This is a genomic window from Dyadobacter sp. CY261 (genome assembly GCF_021440085.1).
Classification (GTDB): domain Bacteria; phylum Bacteroidota; class Bacteroidia; order Cytophagales; family Spirosomataceae; genus Dyadobacter.
Window position 1 is genome coordinate 568,123 of sequence record NZ_JAKCPW010000001.1, and the last position, 21,956, is coordinate 590,078.

General features: G+C 49.0%; 15 protein-coding genes. 8 read left to right on the forward strand and 7 right to left on the reverse strand.

Annotated features, from left to right (window positions below; all coding sequences use genetic code 11):
* The 5 genes from LZD49_RS02385 (at position 1) to LZD49_RS02405 (ending at position 2,396) form a co-directional block, all read left to right on the forward strand.
* Complete coding sequence (locus tag LZD49_RS02385) at positions 1 to 327, forward strand: helix-turn-helix transcriptional regulator (RefSeq protein ID WP_234665712.1); 327 nt, start codon at positions 1 to 3, stop codon at positions 325 to 327.
* A 1-nt stretch (position 328) separates the two neighbouring features.
* The gene (locus LZD49_RS02390; RefSeq protein ID WP_234665713.1) at positions 329 to 796 is read left to right on the forward strand and encodes an SRPBCC domain-containing protein; all 468 of its coding nucleotides are present in this window, start codon (positions 329 to 331) and stop codon (positions 794 to 796) included.
* A 6-nt stretch (positions 797 to 802) separates the two neighbouring features.
* A complete protein-coding gene (locus tag LZD49_RS02395) occupies positions 803 to 1,186 on the forward strand; it encodes a DoxX family protein (protein ID WP_234665714.1) in 384 nt (127 codons plus the stop codon).
* Positions 1,187 to 1,198: 12 nt separating this feature from the next.
* Positions 1,199 to 1,771 carry a YdeI family protein gene (locus tag LZD49_RS02400; protein WP_234665715.1) on the forward strand — a complete coding sequence of 191 codons (573 nt, stop codon included), beginning with the start codon at positions 1,199 to 1,201 and terminating at the stop codon, positions 1,769 to 1,771.
* Positions 1,772 to 1,832: 61 nt separating this feature from the next.
* Entirely contained in the window at positions 1,833 to 2,396 is a 564-nt protein-coding gene (locus LZD49_RS02405; protein ID WP_234665716.1) for a DUF4256 domain-containing protein, read from the forward strand.
* Between the two features lie 93 nt (positions 2,397 to 2,489).
* Here the strand turns inward: LZD49_RS02405 and LZD49_RS02410 are convergent, their stop codons facing one another.
* The 3 genes from LZD49_RS02410 to LZD49_RS02420 form a co-directional block, all read right to left on the reverse strand.
* The gene (locus LZD49_RS02410) at positions 2,490 to 6,746 is read right to left on the reverse strand and encodes a T9SS type A sorting domain-containing protein (RefSeq protein ID WP_234665717.1); all 4,257 of its coding nucleotides are present in this window, start codon (positions 6,744 to 6,746) and stop codon (positions 2,490 to 2,492) included.
* A 26-nt stretch (positions 6,747 to 6,772) separates the two neighbouring features.
* Entirely contained in the window at positions 6,773 to 11,062 is a 4,290-nt protein-coding gene (locus LZD49_RS02415) for a T9SS type A sorting domain-containing protein (RefSeq protein WP_234665718.1), read from the reverse strand.
* Between the two features lie 72 nt (positions 11,063 to 11,134).
* Positions 11,135 to 12,649, reverse strand: coding sequence for a succinate CoA transferase (locus LZD49_RS02420; RefSeq protein ID WP_255720901.1), 1,515 nt, complete (start codon positions 12,647 to 12,649; stop codon positions 11,135 to 11,137).
* A 342-nt stretch (positions 12,650 to 12,991) separates the two neighbouring features.
* Here LZD49_RS02420 and LZD49_RS02425 point away from each other — a divergent pair, with 342 nt between their 5' ends.
* From LZD49_RS02425 to LZD49_RS02435, 3 genes are read left to right on the forward strand one after another with little or no spacing between them, the layout of a single operon-like run.
* Positions 12,992 to 13,324 carry a hypothetical protein gene (locus LZD49_RS02425; protein ID WP_234665720.1) on the forward strand — a complete coding sequence of 111 codons (333 nt, stop codon included), beginning with the start codon at positions 12,992 to 12,994 and terminating at the stop codon, positions 13,322 to 13,324.
* Between the two features lie 3 nt (positions 13,325 to 13,327).
* Complete coding sequence (locus LZD49_RS02430) at positions 13,328 to 13,627, forward strand: hypothetical protein (protein ID WP_234665721.1); 300 nt, start codon at positions 13,328 to 13,330, stop codon at positions 13,625 to 13,627.
* Positions 13,617 to 15,299, forward strand: a complete 1,683-nt coding sequence (locus tag LZD49_RS02435) for a PepSY domain-containing protein (RefSeq protein ID WP_234665722.1) — start codon at positions 13,617 to 13,619, stop codon at positions 15,297 to 15,299. Before LZD49_RS02430 ends, LZD49_RS02435 begins: the two co-directional genes overlap by 11 nt.
* A gap of 13 nt (positions 15,300 to 15,312) precedes the next feature.
* Here the strand turns inward: LZD49_RS02435 and LZD49_RS02440 are convergent, their stop codons facing one another.
* The 4 genes from LZD49_RS02440 to LZD49_RS02455 form a co-directional block, all read right to left on the reverse strand.
* Positions 15,313 to 15,966, reverse strand: coding sequence for a hypothetical protein (locus LZD49_RS02440; RefSeq protein ID WP_234665723.1), 654 nt, complete (start codon positions 15,964 to 15,966; stop codon positions 15,313 to 15,315).
* A gap of 15 nt (positions 15,967 to 15,981) precedes the next feature.
* On the reverse strand, positions 15,982 to 16,959 hold the full coding sequence (locus LZD49_RS02445) for a CHAT domain-containing protein (protein ID WP_234665724.1): 978 nt from the start codon (positions 16,957 to 16,959) through the stop codon (positions 15,982 to 15,984).
* A gap of 88 nt (positions 16,960 to 17,047) precedes the next feature.
* Entirely contained in the window at positions 17,048 to 20,077 is a 3,030-nt protein-coding gene (locus LZD49_RS02450; protein ID WP_234665725.1) for an ATP-binding protein, read from the reverse strand.
* A gap of 18 nt (positions 20,078 to 20,095) precedes the next feature.
* Positions 20,096 to 21,916: a CHAT domain-containing protein gene (locus LZD49_RS02455; protein ID WP_234665726.1), complete on the reverse strand. Its 1,821-nt coding sequence runs from the start codon at positions 21,914 to 21,916 to the stop codon at positions 20,096 to 20,098.
* Between the last annotated feature and the right edge of the window lie 40 nt (positions 21,917 to 21,956).

Consider the following 21,956-nt stretch of genomic DNA (forward strand, 5'->3'; position numbering starts at 1 on the left):
ATGAACCTGAGACGAGATGTATTCCAAGCCATAGCAGACCCGACCCGACGGGCCATACTGCTTTTACTGGCATCGCAATCCCTGACAGCGGGCGCGATCGCCTCGAACTTCGATACGGCCAGGCCGACGGTTTCCAAACATTTGCAGATACTCACAGAATGTGAATTGCTGCAACAGGAACAGACCGGCCGGGAGATTTATTATCACTTAAACCCCGGCAAAATGAAAGAGATCGCCGATTTTATCGAACCATTCCGGCAAATGTGGGATGACCGGTTCAACAAACTGGAAGCTATTATGAAGAACTATCAATCCAAAAAAAGCTGATATGGAACGGAAAACGAAAATCAATGCCGAAAACGGAAAACAGGACCTGGTGATCACGAGGGAATTCGAATTGCCGCTGGAATTGCTCTTCAAAGCCTATGTAGAGCCTGAGATCGTAGAACAATGGATGGGTACCAAGGTGCTGAAACTCGAAAGTAAACCGCATGGAAGCTGGCAATTCGAGACATCCGATCCGCAGGGCAATGTGGTGTTCCGGGCTAATGGCGTGATCCACGAGTTCGTACCCGAGCAAAAGATCACCCGGACTTTCGAAATGGAGAATACGCCTTTTCCGGTCCAACTGGAATTTCTCGTATTTGAAAAACTCACGGATGACACGAGTAAACTCACGATGCAGATCGTGTACAAATCACCGGCCGACCGGGACGAAATGCTGAAACTGCCCTTCGCCCAGGGTATCAATATGGCGCACAACCGCTTACAGGAAGTTGTAAACAAATTGAAATAGATGGTTATGGAAAAGAGAAACAGGATCATTTACTGGATTTTTACCGCCTGGCTGGCGCTCGGGATGGCTTCGACTGGTATTGTTCAGCTCATGAAAATGAAAGAGGAAGTGGATATGTTCGCACATCTCGGCTATCCCGAATATTTATTGACCATGATCGGCGTCTGGAAAATTCTGGGCGTGGTAGCAGTACTTATCCCTAAATTTCCGCTTCTAAAAGAGTGGACCTACGCTGGTTTCTTCTTCTGCATGTCGGGTGCGATCGTGTCGCATATGGCGTTGGGAGATCCGATCGGGCAGGTGGCACCTCCATTACTGTTGCTGGTTCTGACGGTCATTTCCTGGTATTTCAGGCCTGCCGGCAGGCGGCTCATTCCGGTTCAGATTTAAAAAGAGTGCTTTATGAACACAAAGGTCGATGCATATGTGGCCCAATCAGGCAAATGGCGTGAGGTTATCGAACAACTTAGATCGATCGCACTGGATTGCGGGTTGGCCGAGGAGTTTAAGTGGGGCAAGCCTTGCTATGCGTTCGAAGGCACCAACATTGTGGTCATTCAGGGTTTTAAAGCCTATTGCGCGCTGTTGTTCATGAAAGGCTATCTGCTTACCGACCCTGAGAATGTGCTTGTCAAGACCGGGGAAAATACAAAGGTCGGGCGGCAGATCCGCTTTGAAACGCCAGAGGACGTTATCGGGCTGGGACCTGTCCTGAAGGCTTATATTCGGGAGGCTATTGCAGCCGAGCAATCAGGTTTGAAGGTGGAGATCGACAAAATGCCTTCTATACCACCGGAATTCCTGGAAAAACTGGATGAGATACCGGCGCTCGAAAAGGCATTCAGTGCATTGACACCCGGTCGGCAAAGAGCCTATCTCATTCATTTTTCAGCCCCGAAACAATCCACAACACGGGAAGGAAGGATCGAAAAACATATACCGCATATCATGAACGGCAAAGGTTTGAACGACTAGCGTTTTCGCAGAAGGTCCACATTATCAAGACATTTTATTAACATCATTCAGAAGAAATCACATGAGCGATAAAAAAGAACTGTCCGCCGAGGGTCGCGATCAGCTGCTCGGGACGCTGAAAACCCGTTTTGAGAAAAACAAAAGCCGCCATGAAGGCATTAAATGGGCCGATGTGCTGGCCCGATTAGAATCGAAAAGCGGGAAACTATGGTCGCTCGATCAAATGGAGCAGACCGAAGGCGAGCCGGACGTAATCGGGTTCGACCCAAAAACCGGTGAATTCATCTTCTGCGACTGCTCGCCTGAAAGTCCAAAAGGCCGCCGGAGCCTTTGCTATGACCGTGACGCCTGGAATTTCCGCAAAGAGAACAAGCCCGAAAATACCGCTCTGGACATTGCCGCCGAGATCGGGATCGAGATTTTGAACGAGGAAGAATACCGGCATTTACAAACGCTCGGGAAGTTCGACCTGAAAACATCGAGCTGGGTCGAGACGCCCGCGGACATCCGGAAACTAGGCGGGGCGGTGTTCTGCGACCGTCGCTATGATACCGTTTTCTATTATCACAATGGCGCGGAATCCTACTACGCCGCTCGTGGCTTCCGTGGGACGCTGAGGGTTTAGCATTAATTTTAATACAAAAACAGCCCGCGACAATCACTTGCGCGGGCTGTTTTTGTAAAAACGGATAGGTATTTATATAATGATAATGTTGCCCTATTCCTTAATGATCCGAAACACCTGCGATTTTCCTTTGTGTTCCATTTTCAGAAGGTATATCCCGGATGGATATTGCCTCATGTTAATCGTTTCCTCAATTTCGGCGCTGTTTTTCGTCCAGATACGCCTGCCATCGACTTGCAGCAATGTAAGCTCTTTTCTGGACGTGTCCGCAAACCGCACCGTCACCTGCTCGGCCGTCGGGTTCGGGCCGACCGAGATGAGGTTTTCTAAACTTCCGCTTTCTTCGTTGCCCAGCACCACTTCGACCCTGAGCGTGGTAGGCTCGATGAGCGTCCCATTGCCGCATGCGTTGGTAACCGACAGCAATTTGAAATAGGCAGAAGGCTCTTTGCTGGTAATCAGGATGGTGTCCGGTGAAATATCCGCATACCGGCTTAGCGAGCCAAGGTCGCTTCCATACGTGTATCGCCACGGCCCGGTTCCGCCAAGAAGCACTACGACATGCGCTTTGCCGCTTTCATCAAGTAGTGCGCTGCTGCTTGCGAACGATGCATTGGCTTTATCGCCAATCGGCATGATCTGTTGATAATCACTGGAAGCCGTGTAAGGGTCGGTAGCGGTTACCCTGATCCTGTAAAACATGGTGGTCGAGAGGCCAGCCGGGATAACGACTTTCAGCGGCGATTCTTTCGCGTTGCCGCCGAGGGATTTTGCCAGTTTGCCCTGGTCGTCAAAGAACTGTACTGAGAATTGATTGCCAGCTGAAAAGGTGCCGGATGTCACGAAATAGACCAGTATGGTATCGTTTTCGCAAACCGTACCATATTTGTTCAGTTCCGAGACCCTTACCTTGCGATCCGAGGGGGCATTAACATTCACAATGGCGCTACCAGAATATTTTACGGTTCCGCAACTGCTTCCCGCTGATGTGATGGTATAGGTGGTGGTCTTGGCAGGAAACACCATCACGTGGTAAATGTCTGTCGGACTGAGTAGTGCAAAATTCAGGGTAGTGCCGTCTGACAGCGTCACATTCAGCGATTGATTGCCCTCGCTTTTCGGGCGGATATGGATGTAGGTAAAGTCGCCGGGATTGATGGTCGTGTTACCACTTAACTCGATATCGGAAGCTTTGTTGATGGCGATCTGCTGCGAGAGCGAAATGTCGGAACCCGTAATGTAGCAGGTGAGGTCGTAACCACCGCCCGGTAATGCGGCAGGTATCGGCAGGGCAATAGTCCCCTTGGTCGCGGTAGTCGGTGGAAGTTCAAATCGCGTGCCTATTGCATTGGTCAGGTAAAAGCCAATTTTTTCTCCGGAGGAAATATCCCCGCCAATATGGTAAGTAACGCGAATGGCCGACCCACTGCAAACACTCGTTCTTTCGGGTTTGAAATTGACGATCTTCGGATTCACTTTCACCGTAACGTTGCCGGAAACCTGGCCAAATCCGCAGGAATTACTTACCGATTGTAACCTGAAATCGGCCGCTTTCGACAGCATATACCATTGTGTGAAATTCGCGTCCGATACGGCTATTTCTCCCTGCTCTGCCAGCGTCATCTTCCAGGGGCCGCCGCCGGTGAGCTGATAATTGATGATCACCGATTCGCCGTAGCTGACTTCGCCGGTTTGATTATCTGCGAGCGATACGGTCGCGGTCGGTTTTCTATTGACTTTGAAACTCTTGGTACGCGACTGATTGCCCGCATCGGAGGAAACCTGGATCGAATAGCTGCCTTCCATCGACTCAGGGATTACATATTTGAAATCAGCGCCTGTCGTATTCGACGCGACGGTCCGGAAAGGTTCCGCGTCCTTTGCGATCCTTAAAGAGTAGGTGGTACCCGCCGGAGCGGTGCCGTTTTCGACTTTGAACGACACGGCTATTTCTTCTCCGGCGCAATAAGTGTGGTTATCCGGGAAATAACCCATCGACAGCTTGTAAGCTTGCCAGTACAGGTACTCGGTGATATTCACGTCCACACTGCCGCAGACGTTACCTACTGATTTCAATGTGAACGGGGTCACTTTGGACCTGCTCATCGGCGGGTTGAAAGCGTCATATTGTAGTTTTTGCTCAAAATGATAGTTTTTGGTGCCGTCTGTGAACTCGGCGAAATAGGGCGTGGAGCCTATGAGTTGCATCCCGATTCTCGGCACCTGATCGATATCAAAAATAATGGGACTATCCGGTTTCGAGCGGCCCATATCTTCCGGGTACAACAGCGCCGGCTGACGATCGACCACGAGCCAGTTTCCAGCGCTGCCTATTACTTCCGGATTGGTGGATTTGACTTGCAAATAGGTGTAGCTATTCTTTTCAAATGCGGAGGCGGCCACCTTGAAGCGACCAGGTTTCCCAATTTTGATCCAATTCTCACCCGAGTGGGCGCGTGTGTTCAACATGAATTCATTCCCTGCGCCGAATGTGCCCAAAACTTCGAAGGAAACTTCCACACTATCCGTTTCGCAGTAATATTTCCGGGCCGGCGGGGCCACCACGATCACCGGTGCCTGGCTGGTATAGGGATTCACGGTAAAATTCATTTTGGCCAGGTCGCTGCTGGAATAGCAGCTGTTTTCTACGGTTTTGGGCCCGTAGGCACCGGATGCGGGAATGAAAATTCTTTGGGCCATTTCCGAATATTCCGCATAGCTTTTGTCACCCTTATCGTCGGTCATGCCAAACGGTGCGCCGCCGTAAACGATTAGCTTGTATTCATGATATTGCGGGTAGGGCAGTGTCCGCGAAAGGTAGGATTCATACCCGACCCTGGGTACCCCGCGCACAACCAGCGCATTCCAGTCCGCGGATGTGTAGGAAGGATTGGTGGTTTTGACACGGATTTTGGCAATGCTGAAATAGCCCTCGGTAGTCCAGGAGGCCGGTGAATGCGGAATGAAGAATTCGAGGGAATCACCTACCAGCTTCGCTTCGAACTGATAGGTAGTATTGTTCGCCGTAGTCCCTTCCACTATCAATTTCGTATTTGCATTCAACGCGACATTGCTCGCAAATGGCAGTCGGACGGTTTGGTTTTCGCATACCGGCCATTTTTTGTATTGAGACGCATTGATCACGATCCCGTCCGGAACATTTGCTACCACTGTTTGCTTGGGAAGGTCTGTTGTAACGCCACAGGCTGTTTTCAGCGAGCGGATCGCAAAGGTTTCAGTTTTTAGCGGATTAAGTGTGAGGCTAAGATTTTGATCCAGTGTATAAGAGCCTCCGTTGCTAAGCTCCACGGTGTGCGGTGCTGGCCCCGAAATCGCAAACTGCATCCAGAAACTTTCACCGATCTTCACGGTGGCGCTTTCACTGGAGAATGAGGCTGTTGGTTTCTCGTAAATGGTGAAGTAAGTGGAATAGGGGCTCACAAGTTTGGGCGCATCCACAACAATGGCGACCAGCACGGGCATGGAATAGGTCACAACATCATCCGGGAGTTTAGCAACGAGTATGCCTTCGGCTTTCTTTCTGGCGGGTATTTCAAAGGTGCGTTTTTCGTTCGGATCCGAATAGCTGCCTTTCAGAAAACGTAGCTTGAATGTGGCCGATTCGGGGATAGTTCCACCGGCGACCGCATAAGTCAGTTCCATTTCACTGCCTTCACAGAGTGCCGTATTGATTATTTTGCCTGGGACAATGGTTACCGGATTGATCGTCACCGAAACTTTTCCCGAAAATGGCACGGGCACTCCGCAAGTATTGATCGCCTTTACAATGAACAGCTCCCCGGACTTGGAAGCTGTAAGCGGGAGTATCGACGGGTAGTCGGATCGGATAACTTCATGAACCGAGCTATCGTTGAGGGTGATCGTCACGGTGTTATTCGCCGTGACGTTGGCAAAAAGCCCAAGGCCCGCTCCGGTGTTCAGCGTGTCGCCGACACTTACGCTGCGGGCCAGCGAAACCTGTCCGCGGTTGTAAAACGTTTTCGAGTAAACGGAGGATTGTATGGCCGGGCTGGTCGAAACGATCCTGAAATAGAGCCTGTTTTCCACGGCAGATTTATCATCATCAATCCTGAAAATCAGCGATCCTTCCCGGAATGTGGCCTCATAGCGGGCTGTGGGCCTGTTGTCGCTCTGGTTGAGCAGTTCGATAAAGAATTTGTTATCCGCATTGAATTTGCCGGAAATCTCGATCGGGATCCTCATCTCAGTAAATGAGCAAAGCGGAACTTCATTCTCGTTGGTAATCCAGATACTCGGTTGCTGTCCCTGGCCGAATGCGTAGTTGGCGAAAAGGCAAAATTGCACCGCAAATATTTTTAAAAACTTCATTTAAACAGGTTGCTGAATAGGGGTTATCAATATTTAATGACGCGATGGGTGGTTATAATGTCCTTTTTCCTTACCTGCAAAAAGTACAGACCCGCAGGTAGTTTGGAGAGATCAATGGATGCGTTTTGACCATTGGATTTACCTATATACACCTGATTTCCTGCTGCATTCAGGACTTCCAACTGGCGTGCGGAGGCGCTTTCAAACCGGACGGTTAGCACGCTCCCGGTCGGGTTGGGCCCAAATGTGATCAGCTCGCCCAGGGTAGTGGGCTCAGTAGCAGTGATGAGCTCGATCTTGAACGAAGCCGGATCACCGATTTTTCCCGGGCCGCATACATTGTTGAGCTGCAATATCCTGTACTCGGCAACCGGCGAGCTGCCATTGATGCGGATCGTGTCGGTGTAGCTCGCGGCGGACCGGTATTGTGAGAAGTTGCCGTCGCCAAAGCGGTAACTGAACGGGCTGCTTCCTTCCAGGCCGATCACCGCTTCGATAGGCTGACCGGCTTTGTAATAAACATCAGGGGTCAGCACCCGTGCAGTTGCATGTTCCCCGATTCTCAGACGTTCGGAATAGGTGCTTCCGCTGACCTGCGGATCTTTCGCAACAATTCTCAGTCTGTAAAAATCCGACTTTTTCAGCCCTGTCGGCACGATTGCCGACAATTGCGAATAGGAGCCGAATGTAGGAAGGAGAGCGAAGTTTTTTCCTGTACTGTCCGAAAGCTGGATTTCATACTCCGTGCTGCCCGCATTGCTGCCATTGTGATAAAAATTGACGATCAGTGTATCCGAATTGCATATCTGCGATTGCCGAAGGCCAGAAACGCTGTTGATAGAAAGCCATTGAGAGAGTTTTGGCTGCACCGTTATGGCGGCAGAGCCTGAGACCTTTCCGGTGCCGCAAACCGTGGCGGGTTCCTGTAATGTGTAGGTAGTAGTTGCGGAAGGTGTGATCTTCACTTCGGTGATGCCACCTTTGAATGGAGCGGTATGCGGATGGGACTTCCCGTCGGAAAGCTGAAACATTGTACCATATGGAAATGTGTTATTGGCACGTACAAACAGCGTCGTGGATTCTCCGGCGGTGATGATGTTGTCACCGAAAATGGTCATATCCGGAGATGCATATAGTTGGTAAACGACAGCTTTGGAAATTTCTAGTGCACGAAGGTCCGCACTGATCCTGAAAATCTGGCCGGTAAAACCCGCCGGTATAGCCAGCTCGATCCGCCCGGTTGTTTTGTTGACCGAATCGAGTTTGATTTGCTCCCCATTGTCGCCCCAAAGGCTGAATACAAGGTATTGGTTATTTTGCAGGGTAGCGCCTTTGACCTGATAATCCAGTTGGATTTTCTGACCGGCACATATGACCGGGTCCGCATTCTCGGGATACTTTTTCAGTTCCAGGATCGGTTTTATGCGAACCCTCACCGAGCTACCCGACTGACCGTAACCGCACGAATTCCAGACCTTGTTGATCGTGAACGTTTTTTCGCTGGTAACGATCGGCCCATAGGAGGTATAATTGGAATTAACTTGCTGTTGCTCGCCGTCGCTGTAAACGAGCCCCCAGGGCTGATCTCCTTCGACGTACGCCCTCAGGTAGGCCTGAGAACCGTATTCAACAGTAATAACCGAATCCTGCGAAGAATTTGCGCTTGAACCGACGAGAACGGCTGTGGGCACTCGCCCAATGCGTATGTTGATCGCGTCGGAATAAATATCGTCCGATGAACGTATCCTAAGATAATAGGAATCAGGTTCCAGGTTCGGTACTATAAAGCGGATCGCGCGATTGTCGGTGCTGGTGGCAAGGTCTGTATAGGAGTTCTGGTCGCCGGAAGGAGAAATCTGGAGTGTGAACCGGGTGCCTGCATTCGCCGCGCCGCTTTCAAATCCGAAAAGAGCCTCCGCGTCGCTGCCGACGCAATGCCATGTCGGGAATATTTCCCTTTCCATAACCAGCTTATAGCCAATGCCCCGAATATAGGTCTTAACGTCGCTGGTGATGCTTCCGCAGGTATTTGTGATGGAGTTAAGCCTGAATTCCGACACTTTATTATGCGTCAGATCAAGCGGCACCCACCGCATCCCGTTGTTATCTGCGAGAATCGAATTTTCTTTTCCATCCACCGAGTAGTTGATCGTACTGTAGCTGGTAGAATAGACGATCACGCTAGGCGAGTTGCCTACGTACATGCTTTCCGGATTTTCCTTGCTGGTGGCAGGAGATACCGAAGACGGCTGGGGTTTGGTTTCGACAAAGTAGTAGATTGTTGTGGAAGTGAGCCTGGGCAGGGTCGAGCTGAGTTCAAAGTAGGCGGTATACCGCGCGGTTTTTTCGGGAAGCTTAATTTTATAAATGCCCGGTTTGGTAATGGTTATGGGCGGCGAGGACTCGTTCTGTTCGGGGAAGGACAGGGTGAACTTGTTGCCTTCCTCAAACTTACCGCTAAACAAAACCTCCACCTCCGCGCTGTCACCGGCACAGTAGCTGTCCTTTTTGATAAACCGTGCCAGCATGGCGGGCGTTGTGTCCGTCGGCTTCGCGACTTTCAAGGGAAACGCAGTAAGATCGGAATTGGCCGCACAGGCGTTGGACAAAGACGCGAGTTTGAATGTAGTGTCTTTTTTGACATACACATATTCCCCAAAATAGCTCTGGTCGTAAATTTCTTTCCTGCCGTCCATCCGCTCCAGAACATAAGGCCGACCACCGTGCAGGTTGTACCCAACCCCTATGGGAGAAGGGTAGGGGACGCTTGTCTGGGCATTTTCGTTCTGTGTCATAAACGGCATGCCTTGTATGCGAATGCCGATGATCAGGGATGTCAGCGACGGGTTCGCGGATGTAACGCGGATGCCGTTGATGGCACCATAATCATGTTGGGCGTCCTGTATGGTGTTTTTAGGGATCCAAAACTCCAGCGAGTCGCCGAGCAGTTTGGCAGGAAAGCGGAATTTCTGGTTCGAGTTCGTAGAGCATTCCACTGTGTAGGTGGTTTGGGCTGTAACGCCTACCGCTCTCAGGCGCACACGGGCAGTTTGGCCTTCGCAAAATATCCTGGTGCTCGGCGTAACGCCACCATCGCCAACCAGAAGGCTGGGCTGTACACGGATCACCACCGGCGTTTGCGGCGGGTTTTCGATGATACCACATCCCGATTCGAATTTGCTGACCTGGTACTGGGTAGTTTGCAAAGGGTTTATGTACACACTGTTTTGAAAAACTTCCCCGGTCGTAAGTGTCAATTTGTAAGGCGGCCTGCCGGTCGGATTGCCGGAAATGTATACTTCGTCACCCAGATTAATATCTGTTTTACTGGGGACCAGCGAAAATGAGGGCTTTTCGTAGAAATAAACCTTCAATGCTTTATTGAGGGAAACGGCTACCGGGTTCTCCGTGACGATACCGATGTAAACGCCCTGGTTTCGCAGCGTATAACCGAGATCAGGCACCCGCGCTGTAAGCTCGTTTTTGCCTGTCAATGTAGCGGGGGCATCGATGTACCTGTAAGAATCGATATAGCTGTTGTCACTGGCGAACCGGACCCTGAATTTGGTGTTTGCATTAAATTCACCTCCCTGGGTATTAAAGGTCACTTTGATCTCGCTTCCCTCGCAGGGCCGCTCAGGGCTGACATCCACGGGAAGGAAATCCATGGCATTAACCTTAATTTTCACCTGTCCGCTCACATCCATAGGCCCGCAAACGCTGCTGGCTTCTTTGATAGAATAGGTGCCATCCCGGGTGCGGGGAAGTGTAGCGTTAGTAGCATACCCCGCTGTCCAGTCGTAATAGCTGTATTCCAGTTGGATCGTATCCCCGGTGGTCAGGACAACCTTTCCCGGGCTCATAGGTCTTGTCGTGAGCGCCAGCGCTATTTGGTCATTGGAATTGAGCGTGTCGGCTGTCAGGCCCCACCGGGTGGTTAAATGCACGGCTGATTTCGTCAGTGCTTTGAAGGGGCCGGATGCACTGACTTCGGTTTTCGGATTGGATGAAATGACCTTTATCTCAAAGCTCTCCGAACTGGCCAGTGAAAGCTCTTTCAGAACCGTAACCAACTGGTGGCCCCGTAATTCGGCCGGATATTCCCATTGCTTCGCAGATTCGTTCCAACCGCGGTAAGCAACGACCGTGAATTTGTTGTCGGCCGGAAAGGTACCGTCGATGGTTACGTCGATCTTTAATTCAGTACCGAGACAGTAGTTTTCAGAATAAACCCGCTCGATTCGGAGTGATGGAGTCTGGGAAAAAGAATGGAAAAAACTAAAACAAAGGGAGAGGAAAAGTAAATGTTTAAGCATAAAAGATACAAGAGGGAAATTTATGCAAGTTCCACGTTTATCCTTAGTTATGCAACTGCAAATTACAGACGGTTACATCCGCTCTTCAACCTCCGCTTTCATCGAGCCGTTTTCTGCCAGATTCAGGTACCATTGAAATGCTTCTTCCAGCAAATGCGGCGTCTGGCCGCCCCGGCGACAAGCCCTGATGAAGTAATCAGACAACGTTTCGCGGTATTCCGGATGAACGCAATGGTTGATGATAGCGACGGCCTTCTGTCGGGGTGCCAGTCCACGTAGGTCGGCCAGGCCTTGTTCTGTAACGATTATGTCGACGTCGTGTTCCGAATGGTCCACATGCGTCACCATCGGCACGATTCGCGATATGCTGCCTTGTTTTGCGATGGATTCGGTCACAAAAATGCTCAAATAGCTATTTTGAGCAAAATCCGCCGAGCCTCCTATACCATTGACAATATGGCTTCCCTGAATGTGGGACGAGTTCACATTTCCGTACAGATCGCATTCAAGCGCGGTATTGATGGCAATCACGCCCAGCCGCTGGATTACTTCCGCGGCATTGGTAATGTCCTGGGGGCGAAGCAGGATTTTGTGCCGGTAATTCTCCAGATCTTCAAAAATACGCTGGTAACATGCCTCCGACACGGTGAGCGAGCTGGCGGAAGCAAAGTCGAGCTTCCCGGCATCAAGCAGGTTGAATGCGCTGTCTTGCAATACTTCGGAATACATCGTCAGATGCTCGAAGTCACCGTCGGCCAGCCTGTTCAAAACGGCGTCGGCGATCTTGCCTATTCCGGCCTGAATGGGCCGGAGCGAGCGCGTGAGCCGCCCGGCTTGTATTTCTCTTTCAAAGAAGGTTAGTAAATGCCTGGCAATGGCTTGTGCGGCCGGGTTGGAAGTTGCAATTTCAGCCGGAGTGTCTTTGCGATTTGTAAAAACAATCGCCGCGATCTTTGCCGGATCACACGGAATGCTGTCCTGCCCGATCTTTTGCCATGGCTCGGTAACCGGCACGATGGCCCGGCCTGTTGCGTCTTCGGGAAGGAATATGTCGTGAATGCCCCGGATCGAGGTCGGGATAATTTCGTTGATTTCAATGATTACTTGCTGTGCCTGTGCCACGAAGATCGCCGAGTTGCCGACAGAAGTAGTGGGGATAATGCTGCCATCATCTTCGACCAGGGCCGCTTCGATGATAGCGACATCAATGGGCGGCAAGAAGCCATTGCGGATGTGTTCGGCCGTTTCGCTCAGGTTTTGATCTATGTACATTAAGCCACCATCATTAATGATCTTTCGCATTACCGGATCGGATTGGAAGGGGAGGCGCATGGCTAATGCACCGGAAGCCGCAAGTGCGCCATCGGTGCTATGTCCCAGGGAAGCTCCGGTGATGAGCGTTATCTGGTATTGTTCGGTCTCGCCCCTTTCGGCCAGGGCGGGTAGTACCTCCTTGCTGTCGCCGGAACGTGTGAATCCGCTGGAAGCAACTACCATACCGTCCCGGATGAGCAGTGCGGCCTGGCTGGCGGACATTATTTTATTGTTGAGTTCGGGTCTTTTAATTCTGTTTATATCGGGTATCATGTTCGTTGCCTGTATGCTGAATACTTCAATTTGTACTTCAAAATAACCACTTGACGTCCGTAAAAAGCTTGATGCGGGTTGGTTATCAGTATGATCTGCGTCAGTGTTTGAGGTTACCGCTATTGGCAATGATTGTTGCTTCATAAAACCGATCGCCGCGTGGCCAGTCCGCTTTTATTAGTCTCAAAGTTACATCTGGTAAATTTTATATTTCCAGTCTGACCATTTCGCTCTATATTTGCAATGTTTTATTTAAACTAATTATAAATAAACGATTTCAAATTATTCATATCTCTAAACGAAGGCAAGCCGCTCCGCTGCGGCGCCTTGCAGTATTACCTTATGATCAGTACGATTTGCCTCCTGTTCTTTGTCGGGTTCATGTTCTGGATGAACACCTCCACGCGTATTTCCTGGTCGGATAAAAACCGTGTGATGGCCTTTATGGCTTCCAATATATGGTACAGCAGGGCTGCCGCCGGTGCGCTGTTTTTGGTGGGAACGGCTTGGTGCGTAGCCTTCCTGGGGCTGGGGAGCGGCCTGTTTGCGGCCATTGTGATCCTCATGATGGCTGGTTCGGTGTCGGTGCTTTTTTTTCCGTTCCGCTACTTCGGCCCGGGCGCAGTTGCGATACTATACCTGTGTGCAGTAACCCTTGAACTTGTCATTAAATAAGATATGCCTGCCAATAAAAAGTACCTCACCAAATCGCCCTGGCTGAGACTGAGCAAGATCCTGGCCGGAATGGTCGGCGGATATGCCGTTACCATGAGCCTCCATCTGTTCTTCACGGCTTTCCTGCCCCAAGAAAATGTCATCATCACCGCGTATTTCACGGGTTATATCCTTTGGGCGTTCCTGCTCCTGTACGCATTCATAGCGCAGAACGTGTGGCGCGTGTGGGGGCTGTATATCCTGCTTACCATCGTGTTCTCCCTGCCTTATCTGCTGAAATTCAACCTTAATCATGGATACTAGGAAGTACAATATCTATTTTCATACCCACACGATCAGCGGGATCTTCATTGCCGCATTGTTGTACGTCATTTTCTTCGCAGGCTCCTTTTCCTTTTTTAAAGACGATATCGCAGCCTGGCAGAGGGGGAAATCCGAGGTAGGGCACCATTTTGACCCACCTTATAACCACCTGCTGGATTCGCTTTCCCGGCATTACGACCTCCGTGGCCGGAACTTCAACTTTTACCTGCTTCGCCAGGGGCAAGGGGCTTACGTCGACATGACGGCCTCCCAGGATACGACCGTTAGCAAACCCAAGCCGAAGCTCAAAAAGGAAGGAAAGAGAAGGGGGAGAGGAAGAGCGGAGAATGGCGATTCAGCGTATTTCCGGTACCATTTTGCCGACCAGAAGGCAGGTGATTACAGCGATAGCTACGACATGGCCGAATTCCTGTACCGTCTGCACTTCCTTGCACAGCTCAACCAGGTAGGTATCAATATCGGTACGCCGTTCGGCTATCTCGTCGCAGGTATTGTGGCTTTCCTTTTCCTGTTCGCGCTGATTACCGGCTTGCTGCTGCATTGGGATAAAATAAAGTCCAACTTCTTTTTGTTCAGGCCGATGAGTAAATGGAAGACGGTATGGACGGACATGCATACCGTGCTAGGCGTAATTGGTTTCCCGTTCCAGTTTGTATTTGCCGTCACAGGCGTGGTGTTGATCGTGAACTTTGTGATACTCGCGCCATTTGCCAGCCTGCTTTACAATGGCGACTCCGACAAGCTGTATGAAAGCCTGGAATACAACCGAACCGTCAAAGTAGATTACACCTACAAACCGATGAAGGCCGGTTTTGATATGGACGCATTGGTAGGCAAATGGCAAAGCACGTGGAAGGAGGGCCAGATTTCCCGAATTTACATCCGAAATTATATGGACGAAAGTATGCAGGTGAGCCTGGAAGCCAAGCCAAATCCGAATGCAAACTTTGCAGGGTCCGGCTACGTGACGGTACACGTGCCCACTGGAAAGGTATTGGAACAGAAATCCCCCAATTCTGGCGGCAGTTACATTGATTCCGTTAAAAGCTTGGTTTATCACTTGCATTTCGGCGATTTTGGCGGTAAACCTTTGCGCATTGTATTCTTTTTGCTGGGGTTAATGGGCTGTGCGGTTATCATGTCGGGGATTATGATCTGGCTGGTAGCACGGGATAAGGTTGCGACCGAGCTGCGTAAACGGCGGTTCAATTTCTGGGCGAGCAACTTCTTTTTAGCGGCTTGTCTGAGCATGTTGCCTGTGACAGCTTTCACCTTCATTATGGTAAAAACACTCGATCAGGTCAATCAGTCGGTGATATACAATGTGTACTTTTATAGCTGGCTCGCGCTGGGTGTTTACCTGATGGCACTGCGCAACCTCCCCCGGATAAACCGGCAAACGCTTTTGCTTTCGGCAGTGCTCTGTTTGGGCGTGCCTGTTGCAAACGGCATTGCTACCGGGATGTGGTTATGGAATACCTGTCAACAGGGTGCATTCGACATTTTCTTCATCGACGCATTATTCCTGGTCATCGCGGGCTCGTGTATGTACGCGTACATTAAAGTAAGCGCACAGGCAAAACCTTTTAACATGCTGGCGGGCATGAAGCAGCCAGGTAAACTGGCCAAAGCGGATGCATTGAAGGGATGATCATCGGCTTAACTCATTTGTCGATCCAGACTTCGAATTGGCCTATCGGTACTTTGTCATTCGCCAGATAGCGGACGGGAACTCTGGCCTGGATTGCCTTCGTGCCAAGGATCAGGTCCAGTTGACCTTTCAGCGTTTCCGCAGTCTGATTTTCATTCTTGTGAAAATACTTGACCGCGTTGCCGAACTTCATCGTGTTGCCGATATGCTGGATGGAGGGGACGATAGCACCTTTTTCGAGTAGCGCTGCTTTTAATGTGTCCGAAACCTGGCTGCCCTTGCGATCGTGTATGTAAACGATCAGCCCCAGAAAGGGCTTAGGAGGCTCCGCAATGGCACTGGGATCGGGCAGCAGTTGACCTGCCGAAATGTGTGGCCTGGACGGATTGGCCTTTACGGCAGGCTCCTCCGGCTCCTTGGTGATCAGCGAAACCCGCCAGGTATTCAGTTGTTTGTTAAGATCCTGGATGCTGTCATTCATTACTTTAAGCCTGTCTTCGGAAACTTTAAGTTGTTTGTTTGCGTCCTTCACCTGGATCATTAAAACAATGGTCGAGATAATGAATACAACAGCCAGTGCAAGCGCCAGTACGCTCTGCTTTTTAAGGGATGTAATTTCTTGGCTCAGGCGGCTTTGCGCATTTTCAAAATCATCAAGAGTGCTCATAGGGTCTGAAGAGGATTATAAGAGTCGGAGTTTTTTGCGCATCGAATCATCGATCAACTCGGGATTTAATTCGGCTGTTACGTACCGCTGCTGGTTTTTAAAACCAAAAACGCCGACACAGCAGGAAGCAACGCCGATGCCGGCTACCTTTATATCGCCCTGAAAGAAAATCCCGTATGTGATAATCGCCAGCCCAAGCGCGAAGAGCAAAGCCGACAGCCAGATCTGCCCACGGTCCCAGAATGAGCCGCCTGATATTAATTCTTTCCGCCCGGGTGTAATGACCCCGATTTTCCACCAGTCCTTGCTGTCGAGTTCCGAAAAACCTTCCCTGACAAACAACTCCCACCGGTCCTTATCGTCGTTAGTTTCCGTTACAAGGCCGCGCCAGCTGATTAATGCTGTGGAAGTTTCCGGCGCGATCCGTCCATCCTTGATCATGGTGTTGACGGCGTGTTCGAATGCTTCCCTGATCGTGTAATCGGTTGAAGATACGGCTTCGTAAAAATTTTCCGAAAAGTCTTTGGCAACGCCGTCATTGACCTTCCCCCGGGTGGCGATCACGGCCTTTACGTTTTTCTCGAACAGCAGGTTAACCTGATCGTGGGTCGCACAGCCATTCAAAAAGACGACTTTCAGGTTTTGCGCTTCACCCAGCAGGCCGGCAAGGCCTCTGGCATAGGCGGAGCCATCCTTGAAAAGCAACTGCTGCGAACCGGCGTGGCCGCTGAAATGAAAGAGGATGATCCGGTGCTTGAATGCGCGGATGTCGTCGTCGATCTGCCCCGCGTCAGCTGCGCCACGCGCCGGATATAGCACGTTAATGCTTTTTGGTGAGGCTGTTTGCTGGTATTTCTCCCAGGAATCGGTGATGGCGCGGTACTCGTCCTGTAAAAAGTCCAGATAAGGATCGTTTGGATCTCCGCTTTGCGAAAAGTAAGATAACACGACAGGCGTGTTAATGGGGTTGCTGTTAGACGTACTGGCAGACATACCTTTTACTGACTGGTTTCTACTCTTATAAATATACCTTCAATTTGCTGTATGCGTACACATTGCTGGCTTGTATTGTTTTTTTTAATCATATAGCCTTCTCATTCAGCATTTTGTTGACCTCCTCGAAGTTAGAAAGATCTGGCCCGATCTCGTTTTTGAAGATTAATAGCTCATTATTCCGGATTATGTAAAAATTCTCTCCGTTTTTTGAGAATGCATAAGTGTCATTGGGCGTGATGTAGTAGGAGGCTTTTAATGACAGGCGATTGTCGTATAGGTATAACAATTGTACAGAGCTTCCTTGCGATTGCTTTGTTTTGACTAATATACATCCCGACTGCGGATTGAATTTAGTGCTTTCTATTCCCCCTTTTATTTTGATTTCCTGTCGAACCGCCGTGTTACCGAAATCCTTGGCCAGGAGGCGGGAAATCTCGCTGCTGTCTCCTTGCAATATCCTTTCGTGCAAAATGAAAGTCTGAGACTTGAAATCGTAACCTGTAATTGTTGCCTTCGAGCGATTGGCGGTCGCATTCCCGCGGTAGTCGATCAGATACGTGTATTCGTCATCAATATCCGTGGCGAGCAAATAGTTTGAGTGGCGCCCGCTATACACCGTGGTCAGGGGAGTTGGCGCTGTGTAGTCCTTTATCTTTCCGTTTATTTGCAGATGCAGGGTGTTGCTCCGGCTGAATACCAACGAATTCTCCTCCGTGAAATCCGCAAATATTCCAACGCCCGGTTGCCTGAAGGAAGATTCCGGAATCAACATAAAGAGACTGTCGTCTTTAATTTTGTTATCGTCATATATCCTGAATTCGAAGTTCTTTTTCCTCTCGACACAATACATGAATCTGGTATTGTTCGGCGCTGTGCTGATCGAATACTGCGCATTGATGACGAGCACGAGTCGATTGGTCGTCCTTATGTCAAAGTCGCTTAGCCCATTCTCTTTGACCTTCGAGTTGTTTAGACAAGGGACAACCAGCTTCCCGGATGCAAGCCGTCGTATTTTGTACGAATCTCGATTCGAGTAGGTGTATTTATGAAGAAATTCTTTATTGTAGAGCAAATATTTTACGTAGCCGGACTGATTCAGATTGACTGTGTCTATCAGTACATTTCTCTTACAGTCGTATAAGATGAAGCGACTTGGGAGATCGGCGAGCACTTTTGATGCGCTGTTCGTTAAGGCTAACAATAATGTATCCGAACTGTTTAAAAAATACGCATACTTTATGTCTTCGAAACTTGTTATGACGGTTTCATCCCGTGTCATGTCAAGCAAGCTGAATTTGTCTTTTTTGCCTCCTTCCGAGACATCGTCATTTTTTATTGAAACATACTTTCCATCCGCTGAGATGTCTACATCGAGTCCTTCCCAAAGTTCTGCGGTGGATTCGATAGTAAAGTTTTTGGAGGCTGTCCGACTGGCATACTGCGCGCTTTGAACGACCCTCAGAATTGCATTTTCCAGTGCTTTCGTAGTAACCGAATCGTAACTACCATTGTCATATTCGTTTTTTAAAATAATAAGTTGTTCTTTGTCATCGGAATAGTCGCTGGATATTATTTTATTGATTCGCTCATTTTTATTCAACTCGCTTTTTACATAAATCGAATAAAATGAAATTAGGGCTGCTACAATTGCGAGCACGATGAGTATGGCATTTCTCTTCTTTTTGTCGGCAGCCCAGAAATTCTTACTCTTCAGATACCATTCATTGTCCTCTTTCCTGAGCTGAATTTCATTGTCATATCTTTCCCAATCCTTGATTATTTCGTGGGGAATGTATTTGTTTTCCTGTCTGTAATACTGGACCATCACCGGAATGCCATTTAGCTTTTGTATTTTGGCATCCCGCTGTCTGTCGATCAGTTTTGCGAGTATATCGTGACCAAGCTCGAAACTATTTCCTTCATTTCTCAGGATTTGTGAGTTTTGGAGAAAGTCCAGAGTAAATTTTAGCAGCTCTTTATCCGTTTCATGGAATAGGCGAGGCGCTTGTGTTGTAAAAATATAGTAGCCATTGACGGCCTCAAACACGTGGGGGCGTTTTGTTCCCTGCTCATTGACAAAAGAATCCAACAACCTATTGATAAATTGGACAGGGACGTTTTCGAAATCTTCCAGCTCCGTTTGTAGTTCTTTTTTTCGTTCCTGAAGGAATCTTTGCAGCACATCCTTCATTTCACCGAACTGGGTGATTTCTTCGTTTGTAAATTCCAAAGGAGGAGGCAGGGCAGTGCCAACATAACCCTGTGGGTAAGTGCGCTGGTAATCTATCCGCCAGAGCTGATCGAGGTATACCTGAAGGTATGGTAGGGAAACTTCCGAACTTCGTTCTGAAAGGGCCCCGATGATCTGTTCGGCGTCTCTGTCAGGATCAACGAGTGTAATGTTGAAATTCTGGCAGGATTCGGTGATAACATTCTTGATTTCGGCCCTGCGCATAGGCTCGATCCGCAACCGGCGGTCGGAGAGGCCGGGGATATCCTTTTCGAAAGTATCAAGCCAAGCAAAGTATTCTTCCCGCATGACGATAATGATGTGGCAATCCACCATGGCATTGGGCCCAAGGAGTATTTTCAGCATCTTGATAAACAACTTCTTTTCATCATCAGGGGCCAGGATCAATAATTCTTCAAACTGATCAAAAATGAGATACACTGGTCTGAGATATAGCTCCGTTAGTTTCCTGATATTGTAAATCAATCCGGTGATGTAAGCCTTTTCCATTTCTGAATAGGTGGCACCTTTTTGGGAATTAGCTCCTTCATCAAAAAGTATTTCCTTCAAACCTGCTATCTGACCAGAATCTGGTGTTTCACTGTATTTATGATGAATGCAGTGATTGATAGAATTGTTAAGGTCACCACCTCTTCTGATATAAACAGGCATCCAGTCGGTTACTTCAAATTCATTTGCAAGGCCGCATTGGATAATACTCGTTTTGCCTGTGCCCGATTGCCCATAAATTAAGACGACACGATTTTTATTGACAAAATCGTACAATGTTTGAATTTCTTTGTCCCTTCCAAAGAAAAATGAACGATCAGCTTTTGTGTAGTGATCAAGAAATTTGAACGGGCTCTTCTTTTCGGATTCGACCATCTTATTTGCTTTATGAGTTTACGCGATGAATCTCTTGAATGCATTAAATTGTTCGCGAATAGGATAAAAATTATCGCTGTCGTCTTCCAGCTTTGGCACAGACATTTCATCGCGCTTGCTCAAAGGTTCTTTCACTCTCTTGAAAGTTATTTCAGCTTCATTTTCTCCTTTGAAGAACATAATATAAGATAGATCCGCTTTTTCAACAAATGAATTATAATCGATCACAAATGGCGAAAGGTTTAAATAATCGATCACCTGCACATCATATTGAATGGTTGATTTGTATTTCACTTTTGCCGCAACCATCTTGCATTTCAGAAGTATTACTCCCCAATTGTCGAGAAAACTGTTTATGTTATAGTAATTCCTTTCATTTGTGCCCAGAGCCTGCATGAATTTGATGATGCGGTGCCGGAAAACCAGATCCTTGGTGATATGTCGTAATTTGAGAACGTCGATACTCTGTACGCTTGTGAGATGATAGCGATGAACGAAACCCAGCGGGCGCAGAAAATTACACAGGTATTCCTCGGCGGATACACAGAGCTCAATCACCCTGTCGGGATTGGCCTTCTTGCTGAATACAATCTTTCGTAAATCGCGGAGCCGCTCACAGGAATTGCGGAAGTTTTCATCAAGCAGGAAAAGATCTGTCAAGATGTTCTGTTCATCTATAAAGAGCTCGTATTCAGAATTTGCCGCCGCCAGGTTGTCCAGATAGGCCCTTACCTGCTGTATGAGTGGTGTGAAGTCATAAACCTCACGGCTCTCGGACGTGAGCGAGAGATATTCCCTCAGTTTGTCTTTCAATGAATGATCTAACTCGAAGGTGTTTGGAAAGCGAACGTACACTTCCCAAATCTGTGCGATCATGATGATACCCAGAAATTCCGTAGTGATCTGGTATACTTGTGTGATCTGGGTAAGCCTTTTAAGGTCGTAGTCATCATATCCTTCCTCGTTTGAAGCCGTTGATGCGATCAGTTTCTGAAGATGGATACCAATCGGGAAAGGTATGGTATTCAGAATGGCGATCTGCTTTTCGGTTTTCGAGACAGGTTCCGGATCAGTTTCCCTTGTTTCCCGTTTATGCAGCTCGACGATTTTGGGATTTCCGGCAAGATGGAACGAGTTATAAAGCGTATCAATCAGTTTTTCATTCGGTTTTGGAAGCTCCTGCCGGGTGAGGCTTTTGTATGGGACGGGGTTGGAAGCCAGGATATTCGGATCACCGTCTAGTCGCCAAAGCGCTTTTCCGGCTGGATTTTGGGCATCCTGCAACAGAAGTCCCCGCACACTCACCGGGCCGATATCACCATTCGCGACCGTTTTGGCGGGTCCGAGTGCTTCGAGGAATGCTTTTTCGATGGTGGATTGCGTCCTTACAAGCAGTTCCCAGAACCGGACAGAGAACGCCTTGGCACTTTTGTCGTTGACAGGCGCACTCGTGGATACCACCACCGGTACACCGCATTTCAACAAATCTTCTACCTGTCCGCCGGTCGAGCAGCCATTCAGGACTACCATTTTCAGCACCCCGTTTCGGGCGCAATACTGTAATTGATGCGCTATTCCGGAAGAATTCGCGACCTCGTCGGAAAGGAACAGTTTGTCGCGGTCGGCATGTCCGCTGAAATGAAAAATCGCCAGGTCGTCCTGGTACTGAGCCAGGCACCGGTTGAGATCGTCGGGCGTTGCGAAAGATTCTTTGTGCACAATATAGTCTGAGAGGTAGTGTCTCTCATTCAAAATGGTGTACACTTCTTTATCCTCCGCGGTCAGATGTTCGAGTGGAGCATTGGCGCTGTTAGCGAATGCCAGTAAGATCACTTTCATACATCGGGATGTTTGGAACTATGGCTGATGGCAACATGAC

Bases quoted from the DNA above. Each gene is read 5' to 3' on its own strand.
- LZD49_RS02395 (WP_234665714.1), top strand. From the start codon at position 803: ATGGAAAAGAGAAACAGGATCATTTACTGGATTTTTACCGCCTGGCTG.
- LZD49_RS02455 (WP_234665726.1), bottom strand. From the start codon at position 21,916: ATGAAAGTGATCTTACTGGCATTCGCTAACAGCGCCAATGCTCCACTC.
- LZD49_RS02445 (WP_234665724.1), bottom strand. From the start codon at position 16,959: ATGTCTGCCAGTACGTCTAACAGCAACCCCATTAACACGCCTGTCGTG.
- LZD49_RS02410 (WP_234665717.1), bottom strand. From the start codon at position 6,746: ATGAAGTTTTTAAAAATATTTGCGGTGCAATTTTGCCTTTTCGCCAAC.
- LZD49_RS02425 (WP_234665720.1), top strand. From the start codon at position 12,992: ATGATCAGTACGATTTGCCTCCTGTTCTTTGTCGGGTTCATGTTCTGG.
- LZD49_RS02415 (WP_234665718.1), bottom strand. From the start codon at position 11,062: ATGCTTAAACATTTACTTTTCCTCTCCCTTTGTTTTAGTTTTTTCCAT.
- LZD49_RS02390 (WP_234665713.1), top strand. From the start codon at position 329: ATGGAACGGAAAACGAAAATCAATGCCGAAAACGGAAAACAGGACCTG.
- LZD49_RS02385 (WP_234665712.1), top strand. From the start codon at position 1: ATGAACCTGAGACGAGATGTATTCCAAGCCATAGCAGACCCGACCCGA.
- LZD49_RS02450 (WP_234665725.1), bottom strand. From the start codon at position 20,077: ATGGTCGAATCCGAAAAGAAGAGCCCGTTCAAATTTCTTGATCACTAC.
- LZD49_RS02435 (WP_234665722.1), top strand. From the start codon at position 13,617: ATGGATACTAGGAAGTACAATATCTATTTTCATACCCACACGATCAGC.
- LZD49_RS02440 (WP_234665723.1), bottom strand. From the start codon at position 15,966: ATGAGCACTCTTGATGATTTTGAAAATGCGCAAAGCCGCCTGAGCCAA.
- LZD49_RS02420 (WP_255720901.1), bottom strand. From the start codon at position 12,649: ATGATACCCGATATAAACAGAATTAAAAGACCCGAACTCAACAATAAA.
- LZD49_RS02430 (WP_234665721.1), top strand. From the start codon at position 13,328: ATGCCTGCCAATAAAAAGTACCTCACCAAATCGCCCTGGCTGAGACTG.
- LZD49_RS02405 (WP_234665716.1), top strand. From the start codon at position 1,833: ATGAGCGATAAAAAAGAACTGTCCGCCGAGGGTCGCGATCAGCTGCTC.
- LZD49_RS02400 (WP_234665715.1), top strand. From the start codon at position 1,199: ATGAACACAAAGGTCGATGCATATGTGGCCCAATCAGGCAAATGGCGT.